This is a genomic window from Vibrio sp. Y20_XG_PY13 (assembly GCF_024181925.1).
GTDB lineage: Bacteria > Pseudomonadota > Gammaproteobacteria > Enterobacterales > Vibrionaceae > Vibrio > Vibrio parahaemolyticus.
Genome location: NZ_JAMZAL010000001.1, coordinates 1,166,882 through 1,182,259, shown reverse-complemented (window position 1 = coordinate 1,182,259; position 15,378 = coordinate 1,166,882). Strand labels below are relative to the sequence as shown.

The following is a 15,378-nucleotide window of genomic DNA, read 5'->3' as shown; positions in this document are numbered from 1 at the left end:
GGTTGTCGGAGACTACGACGTTGATAGGTCAGGTGTGTAAGCGTTGTGAGGCGTTGAGCTAACCTGTACTAATTGCCCGTGAGGCTTAACCATACAACACCCAAGGGGTTTTGATGGACTCAAAGCAAGAACAAATTGAATGTGTAAGAACTGAAACAGCTTTCCAGATTTTTTGCCTTCAGTTTTTAGAAAAAGCTGAAAGTAAAAGCAAGAATTTGCTTGGCGACCATAGCGTTTTGGACCCACCTGATCCCATTCCGAACTCAGAAGTGAAACGAAATAGCGCCGATGGTAGTGTGGGGTTTCCCCATGTGAGAGTAGGACATCGCCAGGCTTTAAATATCGTTACTCGTACTACGTGTAACAACATCTTCAGTGTACTAATCTGATGATGACAATTTGTGGAGAGATGGCTGAGTGGTTGAAAGCACCGGTCTTGAAAACCGGCATACGTTAATAGCGTATCTAGGGTTCAAATCCCTATCTCTCCGCCACTATACAGAAAGCCTGCAAAGTAATTTGCAGGCTTTCGTCATTTTCGACGTTTGAAAATTAGATGGGATTTGTATTAAATCTCAAGTCGGTCGCGCTCCCCGACTCTAAGCACAATTAAGAAGCCCCGTTAGAGATAGCGAGGTTTTTTATTTCAGCGCAAACTGGAAATGATAGAGGTTTAGAAAATCCCCGGTTGAGATCCCCTCCAAATTAGGCGCCCTGGTTCTAATATTCAGCACACAATCACTCAATACAAGGTTTGTTCTTAAATGAATGATCTTTAGCATACAGATGTTCCATTAAGGCTTTCGAACCTATCAAAGTGACGCTTTCTAAAGCAGCAAGCCTTAAACGCTGTGAGATTGGGTGGCTGGCAACTTGAGTTTTACTGTTGCACACCTTGCAGCTATTCAACTTCCCTTTTCTCTAGTTCATTCAGATACAAAAAAGCCCAAGCGATGGGCTTGGGCGTTCTTACATTTAATGTGTTTGTCGAGTGTATTAGAACTCTTTCGGTGCGAAGCCAGTCATCACGTCTAGGCGTAGTTCTTTACCCATTTTAGTCATAGGGTGAACGATAACCAGGCCGCGTACGCGTTTCTTCAGTTTACCGATGTCTGCCTGTTCTGCTTTAGTGATTTCACGAGAGAATGGCATATCTAACAGGCTTTTACGTTCTTTATTTAGTTCGTATGTTTGTTTGTGCTTAAGTTGGTTAAGCTTCTTTGTTAGATCTTCAACTTCATCCGTGAATTTAGAAATCATTTCGTGATCACCACGAGAACGTGCTGCATCCAGTTTACGTTGGCAGGTATCTACGCGGTTATGCAGCTTTTGAATATCAGTTTTAATGCTCATGGTAAATAGACTCAATTTTTTAATGGTCGAGGAGTATAGCATAGCTGAAAATCTACGCTCTACTATCCTCCTCGATTCTATGTTTAGTTGATTAGTTCATTCCCTGAAACTTGGCCGGAGAAGAAGGTTTCTACGTTGTTCAATGTCACAGATGCTATGTTATTCAGCGCTTCGTGAGTTAAGAAAGCTTGATGGCCAGTGAACAGAACGTTGTGGCATGCCGATAAGCGGCGGAAAACATCATCCACGATAACGTCGTTGGATTTATCTTGGAAGAACAAGTCCTTTTCGTTGTCGTACACATCTAAACCGAGAGCGCCAATCTTACCCTGTTTAAGTGCTTCGATAGCGGCGACAGAGTCGAGTAACTCACCGCGGCTTGTATTGATGATCATCACGCCATCTTTCATTTGAGCAAAAGCGTTTTCGTTCAATAGGTGGTAGTTTTCTTCGCTCATTGGACAGTGAAGAGAGATAACATCTGCATTGGCGTAAATCTCTTCAAGAGAGCAGTATCGTGCTCCCATTTCTAAAGCCAGAGGATTTTCGTAAGGGTCGTAGCAAAGCAGTTCCATCCCTAAGCCTTTAAAGATTCGCATCGTGGCGATACCAATCTTGCCAGTGCCGATAACGCCAACGGTTTTGCCGAAAAAGTTGAAGCCAACTAATCCTTCTAAAGAGAAGTTGGCATCACGGGTGCGTTGATACGCTTTGTGGAGACGACGATTCAAACACATCATCAAACCGACGGTATGCTCGGCGACCGCTTCGGGAGAGTATGCAGGCACTCGCACAACTTGAAGGCCAAGCTCTTTAGCCGCTTGTTGATCTACTTTATCGAAGCCAGCACAACGCATCGCAATGAGTTTTGTTCCGCCCAAGGAAAGTTGTTTTAGAACGGGAGCAGAAAGATCATCATTGACGAAAGCGCACACCACGTCACAACCGTGCGCCATTTTTGCGGTTTTTTCGGTGAGTCGAAAGTCGTGATAATGAAATTCGAAGTCGCGATTGTTCTTAATTTTATTAAAAGAGGCTTCGTCGTAGGATTTTGCACTAAAAAAAGCAATGTTAATCATAGTTCCCTCCCAAAAAGTATGGGTTTTATAAATAAATCTACTTATAAAGTAATGCAACTTAGGCCTAATGAATAGTGAAATCTTTGCTTAAATTTCAGTAAAATCAAGATGCGATTAGCACCGTCTTTTTTACGTCTCAACGTTATAATCAGATTGCTTTGTGAGCATCATCTGACTAGCATAGCTTCTCTTTTATTTCCTTCTGACTCTTGGTTTGGGCGTTCTGGCAATGTCGATAAAATGGTGTGCTTTAATTCTGTGTGGATTGGTTACGTTCAGTACGCACGCGGCTGTCGATCTGGTTAAAGTTGATAAATCGAAACGCAGAATGTACTTGATAGAAGATGGCATCATACTAAAAGAATATCGTATTGCATTGGGTGCCAGTCCTAAAGGCCATAAGCAAGAAGAAGGCGACAACCGAACGCCAGAAGGCAGTTACACGCTCGATTACGTGATTGAGGATTCTGCGTTTTATCGCTCGGTGCACATTAGCTATCCCGATGCTATTGACACGTTAGAGGCGCACCGGAGAGGTGTCTCCCCGGGTGGGAACATTAAAATTCATGGTTTAAAGAATGGTGAGACGCAAGATCCTAGTTTTATTCAGAGTTTTGATTGGACCAACGGGTGTATTGCGCTCACCAACGAAGAAATGGATGAATTCATCCAGCTTGTCACCATGGGAACACCGATCACGATCGAGTGGTAGGACTCGTTATCCCACGGGAGCTTTGAAAGGTTACTGCATAAAACGTTTTGGATGGTCACTAAAAATGCCATCTAATTGCGGAAGGTGCTTGAGCTTATTCGGGTTGTTGACCGTGTAACACATGACCTTATAGCCCGCTTCTTGCAGCTTAATGATCTGACGCGAACGAACCCAGTTAATATTTAGGTTACAGCTGTACGCTTTCACTTCATCTAACAATAGCCCGTCCTTTTTTGTAAAAAACTCACTTAAAACACCCAAACGATAACCTTCGCAATGCTGGTAAAGTGCTCTGATGACATCATGACTAAAGCTTGAGAGTAAAAGGTTTTCTCTAGGCATTGAACTTTCGGTAAGCACTTTTGCGAGCGTTTGTGCGACTTCGTTCGCTGGATGGCGGTCTACTTTCACTTCAATATTCAGATTTAGACCTCGCTCGGTAGCCAAACTTAATAGCTCCTCAAGAGTCATGATAGTTTCGCCAGCAAAATCTTCGCTGAACCAGCCACCGAAATCTAATTGTCTTAGTTCTTTCAACGTATGCGCATCAACTCGTCCTTTGCCATTGCTGCATCGATTTAACGTATGATCGTGGCAAACCACAAGTACGTTATCTTTTGTTGGCTGAACATCTACTTCTACCCATTTTAGGCCGAGATCAATTGCAGCTTGAACGCTGACTTTTGTATTTTCTGGGAACGAGCCGGCAACGCCGCGGTGACCAATTAACAGAGTTTCCATTTTGTTTGCCTTCTTGAATGAGATGTCCAGATTGTACTCGCTTTTGGCCGTTGATATAGAGGTGAAAGGCTTCTTCAGGGCGGTAACGTCACGATTCAACGGTGTAATTTTCACCAAACAAGCATGGTGCGGAAATGAAAGACTAGATTGGTAAGAGATTCTGAGCTACAAAATGACGTTGGACTTTTATGCTCTTGCCGCTCATTTTTAAAGAGCGACGTATCTTTCAAGAGCCGCATTTTTTCAGGGAGAGTAAGATGAAAATTGGTGTGATTGGCGCTGGCGCCGTTGGAGTTGGTGTTTGCAATTATTTGCTCACGCTAGGCAGCGTCAGTGAACTTGTTCTGTTAGACCAAAACTTAGAAAGAGCTGAAGGGGAAGTCTTCGATTTTCGTCACACAGCGGCGTTAACCTTTTCCAAAAATACCCGCATTATTCCCTCAGATGATTACCTCGATTTGTTAGGTGCCGATATTGTTGTGATAACGGCAGGTGCGCAAATTCAACAAGGACAAACACGTTTAGATATCGCAGAAATCAACGCGAAGATTGGCGTCGAGATCGCTAGAAAAATAGAGCGTGTTGCGCCAAAGGCGGTTTTGATTGTCGTGTCCAACCCTTGTGACATTGTTGCTCATTTTATTACTACCAATACAGGCTTTGAGCCAAACAAAGTGATCAGCAGCGGGTGTGTTATCGATACAGCTCGCTTGATGAGCATTGTTGCTAACCGTGTGGATCTTGACCCTAAAAACATATTTGGTTATGTGCTGGGAGAGCACGGAAGCCACTGTTTCACACCAAAGAGTTTGATCTCTATTGCTGGCCAGCCTGCGGATTATTATTGCGATACGCACAATATCGAGAGAATCGATGCTGATGAGTTGCTCGAAGCGGTTAAGCAAGCGGGTTACGAGATATTTCGTCGCAAACATAATACGGTGCATGGTATTGCAGCCAGCGTATTTCGAATCATTCAAGCCATCAAAATCAATGAGCGCTCTGTGTTGCCAGTTGGCACGATGATGTCGGGTCAATATGGTGTGAGTGGCGTCGTGCTAAGTCTACCGACGGTGGTCGGGAAAAAAGGTGCAGAGTCGGTTCTTACTCACCCGTTTACAGAAGAGGAGCTTGAAACATTACACTCTATCAGTATGAACTTGAGATCCATTGTTGAGAATGTCGCGCAATCGACAGGTTTGAAGTGCTGATTGTAAACAAAGAAATTCTCCGTTTTGCCTTATATAGCCTACTGTTTAGTAGGCTTTTTTGTGTCTTCCAAACAGAGAAAAGCCCCATAAACTATGGTTGTTTAATTTGCAAATGAGTAATAGAATGCGAACCATTTTTATTTAAGTGGTAATTTGGCATGTCTCGAGTTCTGATTGTTGATGATGACGTTCCTTTGTGTGAGCTTTTAGAAGTAGTTTTGCAAGATGAAGGATATACCGTCTCTTCTGTGCATTGTGGTGAAAGCGCGCTGCAGTACATGGAGAAAACGCCAGTCGATTTAGTGTTGCTCGATGTGATGTTGCCAAACTTAAATGGGATGCAAGTTGCTCGTCGTATTTGCCAACGATTTGCTACGCCAATTCTGATGCTTACAGCATTGAACGATGAAAACTCGATGCTGGATGGTTATCAAGCGGGTGCCGATCAATACATTGGTAAGCCATTCAACGTCGCTGAGTTGCTAATGCGCATCAAAGCGATCTTGCGTCGAGTGGGCTTGGAGCGTCAACGCCAAACCATTTGTAATACCGCCCAGAGTATTAGTGATCAGCTAACCAGCTTACCGTTGACCAGCACTGAAGCGGAGCTTTTAAGCCATTTGGTTAAGAATCAAGGCGTGGTGATCTCCAAAGCTGAGTTACAGACAGAAGTGTTGAAAAAAGAACTCAGCCCGTTTGATCGCAACCTAGATATGCACATTAGTAACATTCGCCGAAAATTGGTTGAAGCGGGCTTATCTAAACAGCACATCAAAACGTTTCGAGGCAAAGGCTACAGTTATTTAGAATCTGTGGGCGCGTGATGAAGCTGGTGTGTCCATCCTACATAGCAAAACGCAAAGACAGCCTTGCGTTTAAGCTTTTCAGTTACATGACCGCGATAGTCATCAGCATTTTGCTGGTGCAAGCGTTAGCGGAACAAGCCTTGGTGAAAGCCATGTTGAAAGTTCCAAATAGCGTCAAAATGGAAATGTTGGATCTTGCTCACCAAGCCAACGTGCTGATTGAACATGGCGACATGGATGAGTTGGCTGATTGGGCGAACGCGCAGCAGTTCTATTTGTTTGTACTGAACGAGCAGCTTCAACCAGTGACGCATCGTCTCATGCATCCACATTTTGAATTTAAGCTCCAATTCAAACGCAGCATTGATGATCAATTGGAAGACAAAGTGAATCGACCAATCATCAGCATTCCATTGGTTCAGCAGCACAACTTAGTCATTCAACTGCCGCATCGCTTACATCCTGCGAATGACTTCATACTGTACTTTTCCATTATCAAAGTGGTGATTGCCGCCGTGATTTTGGCTTTGTTCTCGCTTTTAATGGCACGTAACTTACAGCAACCGTTGGACAGACTCAGAGAGGCGAGCAAGAAGCTTTCTAACGGCGATTTTAATGTCAGTGTTGTGCAGGAGCTAAAGTCCAACACGCGAGAATTTAATGAACTCGCGCAAGACTTTGACCACATGACGAAAGAGATTCACTTGCTAGCGGAGAAGCAACGTCTTTTGATTCGCGATGTGTCCCATGAACTAAGAACGCCTCTTGCTAGACAGAACTTGGTTTTGCACCTTTTGCGTAAACGAGTTGGTGAAAGCGAACAAGGATTAGTGACGCGGCTAGAAGACGAAGCCAAAGAGCTGAATCATCTAATCAGTGACATTTTGGAATTTAGTCGCCTTGAGAATGCTCGCTACGACAAAGAGACCAAGCGTAGCGATCTTGAAGTGCTACTAGCCCCACAAGTTGAGCGTTGCAAAATCGATTTGAGGGAATCACAGAGCATTGTATTTATTTCACGTGTGACCGAGCCGAGAGCTTACTGTGAAGATACTCTCGTGGTGCGTTGTCTGAATAATCTAGTTGGCAATGCCATCAAATACGCGGGTGAAGATGCTCGGATCGAAGTGGCTCTGACTAATCAAGAAATCAATGGGCAGGCTTATCTGGTTATGTCTGTCTCTGACGATGGACCAGGCATCCCAGAGAACAAGTTGTCTGATATCTTTAACCCGTTTACCCGCTTGGATGCCTCGCGAGACAAAAAGCTTGGTGGATACGGCCTTGGACTGGCGATCGTTAAGGAATCGATGCGAATGATGGGTGGTTCCGTCAATGCAGAGAATCGTTCTCAAGGTGGTTTAACCGTGAGTTTGGTGTTCAGACAATAACGGGTAACAATGAAGTGAACTCGATTTGTGATCTGGATCTCGTATGAGCGGTTCTTCATCAGAGAGTTCTTTACAAAACTTTGCAAATGCAAAGAATGTAAATTTAATGCAAATGGTAATACTTATCACTTATATTCACTCGCAAAATAAATAAGAGGGAATCACATTCACTGAATGTGCGACCCGAAAATAATCGGAGTGAAAGGATATGTTTACTAAGAGCCATTTGGCATTAGTGATCGGTGCGGTGCTAGCAGCGCCTGCAGTGGCAAACGTTCAAACAGATGAGCACCTAGTTGTAGAAGGTCGCGAGTTCGGCTACAAAGCTGATACCAACAGTACAGCGATGCGTATGGAAATGACGCAGCTAGAAACTCCGGGACAGGTTGCGGTCATCGACGAAACCGTCATCGATGAGCAACGCGCAAGTACACTAGGTGAAGTGTTACGTAATGACGCGAGTGTAAGCGCGGGTGGTACTAGCCGTAACCGTGAACGTTTCTCGCTACGTGGTTTTGAACTAAGTAGCTCTGATGGCTTCTTACGTGATGGTCGTCAGCACTGGTCACATTACCGTCAGCCAATTGAGCTTTTAGAGCGCGTTGAAGTGCTAAAAGGTCCATCTGGTCTACTTTATGGTAAGTCTGAGCCGGGTGGCTTAGTAAACATGGTTTCTAAGAAACCAACAACACAAACACAGGTAAGCTTGAGCCAAGATATCGGTTCAAACGAACATTCGCGTACCGTACTTGATGTAAGTGGTTCTTTAAATGACGCAGAAACGCTACGTGCTCGCGCTATTTTTGCGAAAGAAAACTACAGCTCTTGGCGTACGTATGGCGATGGCACAAAGCCGCAAACTGACCGTGTTGTGGGTGGCCTAGTTGTTGAGTATGACATCACTGAAAACATCATGGTGTCAGCGCATTATGACCGTACAAAAGACGAAGGTAGCGTAGATTCAGGTGCTTACATCGTGGACGGAAAGCCAGTTCGTGGTGATAAGTACATCTGGGACGCTCAGTGGTCAAAAATTGATAACGACGTAGAAAACTACGGTATCGATATTAATGCTCAAGTGACTGATAACGTGAATGTGAAAGCGGGTTACAACCGTCAAGACTTTAAGCGTTTTGATGTAGAGTCTTACCCTAAGTTTGACAATTATGACAAAGATGGTGTGATTCGACATAAAGGGAACGAGCGCACAGATAACTGGGTATTCGATACCGCGTACTTAGACGTAACAACCAACTTCTCTTTGTTGGGTACAGAAAATACGTTTTTGGTGGGGGCGAACTACCTCGACTACAAATACGACCGCTTTATGGCTTTCCATGCAGGAGAGGATGTAGCGGCAGGTACGACAGTTACTCGTCCTGGAACCGTACGCTCGAAAAAATACCCAAGACGCGAACATGACACTTGGGGGATTTACGCGCAAAACATGATGACGATTAACGATTACTGGCAAGTACTTGCGGGTGCTCGTTATGACGAAAAGCGTGAAGATTCGCTGACAGAGAACCAAGTTTCTCCAAAGTTAGGTGTGATTTTCCACCCGACATCGAATGGTTCGATTTACGTGCAATACTCTGAGAGTTTTATGCCGCAAGGTGAAGTCAGCAACGGTAGTCGTATTTACATCAATGATGGTGAGAAACTCGACGCTGAGCGTGGTATCTCTTATGAAATCGGTACGAAATGGGAACTGTTTGATCAGCGTTTATTTGTATCAGGTGCTGTATTTGATATCACGTTAGAGAATATCTCGCTGGATGTTGAAAGTGGTAAAGATGCTAGTAATCAGCTCCTACATAAGAAAACGCAAGGTGGTGAGCAAGTTCACAAAGGTGCTGAGTTAATGGCTCAAGGTTTTGTGACTCCAGAGTTGTCGCTAACCGCTTCTGCAATGTACTTGGATGCCGAGTTGAAGAAGGCAGAAAGATTTGAAGGCAACCGCCCTGCAGATGTGCCAGAGTTCTCGGCAAGTCTATGGTCTAGCTACAAGGTTCAGGACAATACGAACCTAAACCTTGGTTTGATTTATGAAGGTGATCGCTACGGTGATGCAAAGAACACCTTCAAGAAAGATGGCTACGCTCGCATTGATATGGGCGTGTCATACAAACATAAGTACGATGAAAACTTGGACATCATCGCTCGATTCAATGTCGAAAACTTATTCGATACTGACTACCTCGCAGGTGGTGGTAGCACGAACGGTGATCAAAAAGGCGCGAGTGGCGTAGTGGTTGGAGAAGAACGAAACTACATGGCGACAATCCAGTTCAAGTACTGATAACAATTTGATTAGTAAAGGGGAAGTCCGGTCTTCCCCTTTAGTCGTTTTTAGGAAATAGCATTTAAACTCGTATGAATCTAATGAAATCAAGTATCGCTCTGTTGATCTCATCCGTTTTGATTCCTGCTCAGGCGGCGAATTTAAACGATGCACAAGCAGTGCAGAGTAAAACTAACCAAGCATCAGCGGTTAGCCAAAAACGTATTGATGCAAGCGCAGAAAAGGCTCTGACGCTGGAAGCGGAAATCGAACAGCTTCAGGAAGAAGTCAGCAACTTGAAGATTTATCGTGATCATCTTTCAAGTTTGGTCGAGAGCCAACATCAAGAAGTGAACAGCTTGAACGAGCAAATTGAGCAGATTGCTCAAACTCGTCAGGGTGTCGTGCCATTGATGTATCACATGCTTGAAGGACTCAAGCGCATAGTGGCCAGCGACAAACCTATTCGTAAAGCTCAGCGTGAAGAACGCATTGCGAAGCTTGATGATCTGATGACGCGAGCCGATGTTGCCGACGCAGAGAAATTCCGTCGAATCCTGGAAGCCTACCAAATTGAAATGGACTACGGCACCAAGCTTGGTATCTACCAAGGCAAAATTAACCTAGATGCTAACGAAAAAGTGGAAGCAGATGTCCTTTACTTGGGCCGTGTATCTTTGGTTGCGCGTAGCCTGTCTGGTGACAAATTCTGGAGTTGGTCGCAACAGCAACAAGCCTGGCAGCCTGTTGGTTCGGAACAAAAGACCGAGCTAGATAAGGCGTTTGCTATGGCAAACAAACAAATTGCACCGAGTATGTTAACTCTGCCAGTGTCACTAACGGTTGCGGAGGGCAAGTAAATGATCAAGAAATGGCTATCGGTTGCTCTTATCTCAACCGCGGCGATGATGCCTCACACAACGTTAGCGAGCGATACGTTGTTGCAAAAAGCGCAGCAAGAAAATCGTCAGCAGCAAACGCACAATGCGTCACGTGAATCGGGTTTCAAGAAAACCGAACAAGAGCTGCAAGCAATTAAAAACAAGCTTGTTGCTGAGCGTGCAGCCCTTCAAGCCGAAGCTGATACATTAAGCGTCACGTTTAGTGAAAATGAAGCGGAACTGGCTCAGCTAGAAGAAAAATTGCGTTTAGAAACGGGCAGCCTAGGCGAACTATTTGGTGTTGTTCGTCAAAACGCGAAAGAGCTTGAGTCAGAACTGAAACACGCAGTGACAGGCGTAGATGCCAACTCATATCAAAAAGACATTGAAGCTATTGTCGCGGCGAAGTCTCTACCGACGTTGAAGCAATTGCAAGCGATGTGGCGCAGTATGGAAGAGCAAGTTACCGCAAGTGGCGAACTGGCGAAGGTCTCTTTCACTTTGCTCGATGGAGAAGGTAAAGAACAGAAAGTCAACGGTGTTCGTCTTGGCGCAATGGCACTACTTGATGACAATGGCTATGTGAAATGGAACGGCCAGCGTGGTGACGCAGTGAACTATTTGCGTCAGCCAGAAAATGGTCCGACTGCGAGCGCATTCACCAACGGCGAATTGGATTCGTTAGTTATTGATCCATCGCGTGGCATTCTTTTAGAACAACTAGCGAACTCGCCAACGCTGAAAGATCGTCTAAATGCGGGTGGCGTAGTTGGTCAGATCATCCTTGTTCTATTGGCGATTGGTTTGATTATCGCGTTGGTTCGCGGTGTGTCTCTTTTCATTGCTCGCCAAAAAATCGCGAAGCAGCTAAAGAATCCAACCAAAGCAGAAGATAACCCTCTAGGTCGCGTTCTTTCTGTTTATCAAAACGACAAACATCGAAGTGTCGAAGCATTAGAATTGCGTCTACTTGAGGCGGTGGTTGATGAGCAAACGCACCTTGAAAAAGGACTATCGATGCTCAAACTGCTTGCAGCGCTGGCACCAATGTTAGGTCTGCTAGGTACGGTAACGGGCATGATCGAAACATTCCAAGTGATCACTCAGTTTGGTAATGGCGATCCAAAAGTCATGGCGGGCGGTATTTCGATGGCGTTGGTGACAACGGTTCTCGGCTTGGTAGCCGCAATGCCACTGCTTCTGGCGCATAATGTGCTGAGTTCTCAAGCCGAGAGCATTCGCAACATTCTAGAAAAGCAGGGTATTGGCTTAGTTGCTGAACAAGCAGAGCGCGATATGTCTAACAACAAAGGCAACCGTAACACGATAGCGGAGAACGCAGCGTAATGGAGCAGATCCTACTCAACACTTTGGGTTTGATCAGTGAGGATTGGGCCAATACCTTGATGAGCTTTATGCAGCAAGGTGGCCAAATCCTATGGTGGTTGGCTGCCGTTGTAGCGGTGTGTTGGTTACTGGTTATGGAGCGAGTGGTTTACTTAACGACGGTATTTCCGAAGGTAAATAAACAGCTTCGTGAACAGTGGCTGGCACGGTCAGAGCACCACTCTTGGTATGCACATCAAATTCGCGATGGATGGATTGCAAAGGCACAAATCGAATTGCGCCAAAACCTTTCGACGATCAAGCTATTGGTGGCCATTTGTCCCATGCTTGGTCTGTTGGGTACTGTCACTGGCATGATTACCGTTTTTGACGTGATGGCCTCACAAGGCAGCAGCGATCCAAAATTGATGGCTTCGGGCATCGCTTTAGCAACGCTGCCTACTATGGCAGGTATGGTGGCGGCATTGGCGGGCATGTTTGTACATGCTCGTTTAAGCAAAGTATGTGAACGTAAAGCGATCCAATTAGAACAATCTTTAAGGAGTCAGAAGTGAGACTCGGACGCAGACCAAATCAACAAGACGAAGCTCAAGTCGATTTAACATCGATGCTTGATATTGTATTTATCATGTTGATTTTCTTTATTGTTACCAGCTCTTTCGTGCGAGAGTCTGGCGTGGAAGTGAACCGCCCTCAAGCATCGAACGTGGTCAGTCAAAAAGACGCAGGTATTTTCATCGCCATTACGGCAGCAAACGATGTATACATCGACAAACGCTTGGTCGATCTGGAACGCGTAGAAGCATCTATTGAGCACCTATTGCTAGACCAGCCAGATGCATCGTTAGTGATTCAGGCTGATGAACACGCTTACAACGGCACCGTTGTGAAAGTGATGGATGCCGCTAAAGGTGCTGGCGTGAAGAACATTGCACTGGCAGCGGAGAAACCTTAATGGGTAGGCTGTTAATTGCGTTACCAGCGTCATTATTGATCGCCGTGAGTTTGTTTAGCTTTATGGCGTGGATGGTCGATAACGGCAATCAACGCGCACCAAAGCCGTCTGAGGCAGTGCGTTTTGATATGGTCATGGTGGAAAACGATGCCGATGTGCAGCGTCGTCAACGTTCGGTACCAGAGCAGCCAGAGCCACCTCAAGCACCAGAGCCGATGGAGCTGTCTCAAGCCAATACGCAAGTTGAGCCGATGAGTCAAGTAACACCGATCAGCGCGCTTGGGTTAAACACGGCGTTAGATGGTATTGCGATTAATGCGCCAAACCTAAAGGGAACCATGGGCAATCAACAAGCGTTACCGCTGTATAAAGTTGAACCTCGTTACCCAAGTAAAGCATTAAAACGCAAGGTTGAAGGCTATGTGATCATGCGCTTTACGATTGACACGGCAGGTCGTCCAAAAGACATTGAAGTGATCGATGCAGAGCCAAAGCGTATGTTTGAAAAAGAAGCCATTAGCGCGTTGAAGAAATGGAAATACCAACCCAAAGTTGAAAATGGTGTGTCAATTGAGCAGTTCGGACAAACCGCAAAAGTGGAGTTCAAATTAGGCAAATGATGAAGAAATTCTTAATCACAACGCTGCTTAGTTTGACCGCAGCCAGTGCGATAGCTCAAGAGCTTAGCCAGTACACCGCATCTAGAGTGCAGCGTGCGCACAGCCTAGCTCAAGAAGAGAAGCTTAAAGAAGCGATCTCAACTCTCGAATCGTTAGACCTATCGCGTGGCTACGATCAAGCGTTTGTTGCTCGTATGCTCGGTATTTTTTATTGGCAGAATGAGCAAGTTAAGCCTGCTATCAAGCAACTGGATTTCGCGGTAAGCAGCGGTTTATTGCAAGACGAGCAAGCGTGGCAAACACGTAAAATGCTAGCGGATATTTTGTTGAACGAACAACAGTTTGCTAAAGCCTTGCCGCACTATTACGAGTTGAGTAAAGCCGTACCTAAAAACCAGAAAGCTCATGAAGTTTGGCTGCGCATCGCACAATCGCATTACCAGTTGAGCCAATGGAATAAAGTGTTATCAGCGATGGGTCGCTACGAGAAGTTTGGTCAGCCAGATGAACTCGGTCCATTGTCGATTAAGCTTTCGTCTGAACTGGAACTCAAAAAGTGGCAGCCTGCTATTGTCACCATCAAACGTTTGATTGCAATTGAGCCTGAACGAGTTGAGTGGTGGCGTCAGCTCGTCGCTTTGCACTTACGTGTCGATGACAGCAAACGCGCACTAGATTCAATGGCTTTAGCCAAGCTACAAGGTGTCGCGCTCAGTCAAGATGATTTTAAACTGCTGGCACAGCTTTATGCGAAACGTGGAATCCCAGAGCGTGCTGCTTTAATTATGGAGCAGTTGGAAGACCTTAACGTCGATAGCCAGTTAAAAGCTCAGCAGGCGACCTATTGGCAGATGGCAAAAGAGTGGGATAAATCCATCGATAGTTGGCGAATTGCCGCGAAGTTGGATTCTAAATACTACTGGAACTACTCTCAGCTACTTGTTCAAGAAGGCCATTACCAACAAGCATTGGCTGCTTTGGATAAGGTAAAAGGTCGTAATGCTGACGTCGCGCTCATCAAAACCAGAGCCTACTACAAGTTGAATCGCTTGGATGACGCATTGGCGAATGCCAAACGTGCGAATGAAATCAAACCATCGAATCAAGCCAAGAGTTGGGTGAAATACTTAACCCAACGGCGTAAAGCGGAAGCAACACAAAGCTCTTAGCGCAGAACAAATGAAAAGACCCGAAGTCATTCTCGGGTCTTTTTTTGTTTTTGAGCCTTAAATTACCTTGCTCTAGAAGGTGTTTATCGTTTCATCTCCACTAAACGTAAACAATGTAAATTAAATGCCAATAAGAATGATTATCACCTAAATTATGCTCCACATTTATTGGTGATGATTGTTTTCTATGTTGCTTAAAAGCAAAGGTGTTCAAACGTGGGCGCGCCGTCTACATATCTATATTTCGATGGCTCTTTTATTGGTGACGCTATTTTTTGCGCTCACTGGCATCACGCTAAATCGTCCTGAGCTGTTTGAGCGAAAAGAACCCATCATTCAACAGCACACCATCATCATCCCGCCGCAGACCTTGTTTTTGAACGGCGAAAGCTTCCAGCCAAACCGCGTTGCACTCATTGACTTTTTGACCCAAGAAGTGGCTTTACGCGGCACTCCATCTGCTTTGGACGTTTACACCGAAGTGGAGCAAGGTGAATTGGTGCTTGGCGAGCTCTCTCTGGATTTCAAAGGGCCGGGTTATAACGCCACGGTTTTCGTTGATATGACCACTGGCGACGCCGATATCGAAACCACCAATTATGGCGCGGTGGCACTGCTGAATGATCTGCATAAAGGTCGTAACAGTGGTGATGTTTGGAAGTGGTTTATCGACATCACTGCACTACTGATGGTGTTTTTCGTCCTGACCGGTGTATGCCTGTTATTGCCGAAGAAAAAGACGTTCAGAACATCACTACAGTGGATGAGCTTTGGCTCGTTGCTGTCGCTCGTCATTTATTTTGTTGCTGTGCCTTAACAGCCAGTTGTA

The 15,378-nt window shown here is 45.2% G+C and carries 15 protein-coding genes, 1 tRNA gene and 2 rRNA genes; 15 read left to right on the top strand and 3 right to left on the bottom strand.

The genetic code is table 11. The features are described from left to right. From NL646_RS05210 to NL646_RS05200, 3 genes are all read left to right on the top strand, one after another. A 23S ribosomal RNA gene (locus NL646_RS05210) occupies positions 1–93 on the top strand; the annotation flags it as partial. 125 nt (positions 94–218) lie between these two features. Then, positions 219–334 (top strand): 5S ribosomal RNA (rrf, locus tag NL646_RS05205). 69 nt (positions 335–403) lie between these two features. Further along, positions 404–494, top strand: a tRNA-Ser gene (locus NL646_RS05200). 502 nt (positions 495–996) lie between these two features. Here NL646_RS05200 and NL646_RS05195 read toward each other — a convergent pair. Next, on the bottom strand, positions 997–1,353 hold the full coding sequence (locus NL646_RS05195; protein WP_005467110.1) for a YibL family ribosome-associated protein: 357 nt from the start codon (positions 1,351–1,353) through the stop codon (positions 997–999). A gap of 83 nt (positions 1,354–1,436) precedes the next feature. Beyond that, the gene (locus NL646_RS05190) at positions 1,437–2,432 is read right to left on the bottom strand and encodes a 2-hydroxyacid dehydrogenase (RefSeq protein WP_015312805.1); all 996 of its coding nucleotides are present in this window, start codon (positions 2,430–2,432) and stop codon (positions 1,437–1,439) included. Between the two features lie 229 nt (positions 2,433–2,661). On the opposite strand from NL646_RS05190, the gene NL646_RS05185 reads away from it, so the two are divergent. Then, positions 2,662–3,144, top strand: coding sequence for a murein L,D-transpeptidase family protein (locus NL646_RS05185; protein WP_005479613.1), 483 nt, complete (start codon positions 2,662–2,664; stop codon positions 3,142–3,144). A 30-nt stretch (positions 3,145–3,174) separates the two neighbouring features. On the opposite strand, the gene NL646_RS05180 is transcribed toward NL646_RS05185, so the two are convergent. Further along, complete coding sequence (locus NL646_RS05180; protein ID WP_025622571.1) at positions 3,175–3,885, bottom strand: glycerophosphodiester phosphodiesterase family protein; 711 nt, start codon at positions 3,883–3,885, stop codon at positions 3,175–3,177. Positions 3,886–4,142: 257 nt separating this feature from the next. On the opposite strand from NL646_RS05180, the gene NL646_RS05175 reads away from it, so the two are divergent. The 11 genes from NL646_RS05175 (at position 4,143) to NL646_RS05125 (ending at position 15,366) form a co-directional block, all read left to right on the top strand. Beyond that, positions 4,143–5,096 carry an L-lactate dehydrogenase gene (locus NL646_RS05175; RefSeq protein ID WP_005479617.1) on the top strand — a complete coding sequence of 318 codons (954 nt, stop codon included), beginning with the start codon at positions 4,143–4,145 and terminating at the stop codon, positions 5,094–5,096. Between the two features lie 158 nt (positions 5,097–5,254). After that, positions 5,255–5,920, top strand: a complete 666-nt coding sequence (locus NL646_RS05170) for a response regulator transcription factor (RefSeq protein WP_005459337.1) — start codon at positions 5,255–5,257, stop codon at positions 5,918–5,920. Then, a complete protein-coding gene (locus NL646_RS05165; RefSeq protein WP_025557424.1) occupies positions 5,920–7,293 on the top strand; it encodes a sensor histidine kinase in 1,374 nt (457 codons plus the stop codon). Before NL646_RS05170 ends, NL646_RS05165 begins: the two co-directional genes overlap by 1 nt. A gap of 208 nt (positions 7,294–7,501) precedes the next feature. Next, the gene (peuA, locus tag NL646_RS05160; RefSeq protein WP_025636555.1) at positions 7,502–9,595 is read left to right on the top strand and encodes a TonB-dependent siderophore enterobactin receptor PeuA; all 2,094 of its coding nucleotides are present in this window, start codon (positions 7,502–7,504) and stop codon (positions 9,593–9,595) included. A gap of 74 nt (positions 9,596–9,669) precedes the next feature. Next, on the top strand, positions 9,670–10,437 hold the full coding sequence (locus tag NL646_RS05155) for a DUF3450 domain-containing protein (protein ID WP_005497831.1): 768 nt from the start codon (positions 9,670–9,672) through the stop codon (positions 10,435–10,437). After that, a complete protein-coding gene (locus NL646_RS05150; RefSeq protein WP_253663930.1) occupies positions 10,438–11,805 on the top strand; it encodes a MotA/TolQ/ExbB proton channel family protein in 1,368 nt (455 codons plus the stop codon). Further along, positions 11,805–12,359, top strand: coding sequence for a MotA/TolQ/ExbB proton channel family protein (locus tag NL646_RS05145; RefSeq protein WP_253663929.1), 555 nt, complete (start codon positions 11,805–11,807; stop codon positions 12,357–12,359). Before NL646_RS05150 ends, NL646_RS05145 begins: the two co-directional genes overlap by 1 nt. Next, the gene (locus NL646_RS05140; RefSeq protein ID WP_005459364.1) at positions 12,356–12,760 is read left to right on the top strand and encodes a biopolymer transporter ExbD; all 405 of its coding nucleotides are present in this window, start codon (positions 12,356–12,358) and stop codon (positions 12,758–12,760) included. The genes NL646_RS05145 and NL646_RS05140 overlap by 4 nt, the downstream gene beginning before the upstream one ends. Beyond that, entirely contained in the window at positions 12,760–13,380 is a 621-nt protein-coding gene (locus tag NL646_RS05135; RefSeq protein WP_101944873.1) for an energy transducer TonB, read from the top strand. Before NL646_RS05140 ends, NL646_RS05135 begins: the two co-directional genes overlap by 1 nt. Next, positions 13,377–14,549 (top strand): tetratricopeptide repeat protein, encoded by a 1,173-nt coding sequence (locus NL646_RS05130; RefSeq protein ID WP_025534505.1) that lies wholly within the window; start codon positions 13,377–13,379, stop codon positions 14,547–14,549. Before NL646_RS05135 ends, NL646_RS05130 begins: the two co-directional genes overlap by 4 nt. Positions 14,550–14,736: 187 nt before the next feature. Beyond that, on the top strand, positions 14,737–15,366 hold the full coding sequence (locus tag NL646_RS05125) for a PepSY-associated TM helix domain-containing protein (protein WP_005459339.1): 630 nt from the start codon (positions 14,737–14,739) through the stop codon (positions 15,364–15,366). Positions 15,367–15,378 lie beyond the last annotated feature (12 nt).

What these genes read in the sequence shown, in the direction of transcription:
- NL646_RS05195 (WP_005467110.1), bottom strand. Translation starts at nt 1,353, where the DNA reads ATGAGCATTAAAACTGATATTCAAAAGCTGCATAACCGCGTAGATACC.
- NL646_RS05190 (WP_015312805.1), bottom strand. Translation starts at nt 2,432, where the DNA reads ATGATTAACATTGCTTTTTTTAGTGCAAAATCCTACGACGAAGCCTCT.
- NL646_RS05185 (WP_005479613.1), top strand. Translation starts at nt 2,662, where the DNA reads ATGTCGATAAAATGGTGTGCTTTAATTCTGTGTGGATTGGTTACGTTC.
- NL646_RS05180 (WP_025622571.1), bottom strand. Translation starts at nt 3,885, where the DNA reads ATGGAAACTCTGTTAATTGGTCACCGCGGCGTTGCCGGCTCGTTCCCA.
- NL646_RS05175 (WP_005479617.1), top strand. Translation starts at nt 4,143, where the DNA reads ATGAAAATTGGTGTGATTGGCGCTGGCGCCGTTGGAGTTGGTGTTTGC.
- NL646_RS05170 (WP_005459337.1), top strand. Translation starts at nt 5,255, where the DNA reads ATGTCTCGAGTTCTGATTGTTGATGATGACGTTCCTTTGTGTGAGCTT.
- NL646_RS05165 (WP_025557424.1), top strand. Translation starts at nt 5,920, where the DNA reads ATGAAGCTGGTGTGTCCATCCTACATAGCAAAACGCAAAGACAGCCTT.
- peuA (WP_025636555.1), top strand. Translation starts at nt 7,502, where the DNA reads ATGTTTACTAAGAGCCATTTGGCATTAGTGATCGGTGCGGTGCTAGCA.
- NL646_RS05155 (WP_005497831.1), top strand. Translation starts at nt 9,670, where the DNA reads ATGAATCTAATGAAATCAAGTATCGCTCTGTTGATCTCATCCGTTTTG.
- NL646_RS05150 (WP_253663930.1), top strand. Translation starts at nt 10,438, where the DNA reads ATGATCAAGAAATGGCTATCGGTTGCTCTTATCTCAACCGCGGCGATG.
- NL646_RS05145 (WP_253663929.1), top strand. Translation starts at nt 11,805, where the DNA reads ATGGAGCAGATCCTACTCAACACTTTGGGTTTGATCAGTGAGGATTGG.
- NL646_RS05135 (WP_101944873.1), top strand. Translation starts at nt 12,760, where the DNA reads ATGGGTAGGCTGTTAATTGCGTTACCAGCGTCATTATTGATCGCCGTG.
- NL646_RS05130 (WP_025534505.1), top strand. Translation starts at nt 13,377, where the DNA reads ATGATGAAGAAATTCTTAATCACAACGCTGCTTAGTTTGACCGCAGCC.
- NL646_RS05125 (WP_005459339.1), top strand. Translation starts at nt 14,737, where the DNA reads ATGTTGCTTAAAAGCAAAGGTGTTCAAACGTGGGCGCGCCGTCTACAT.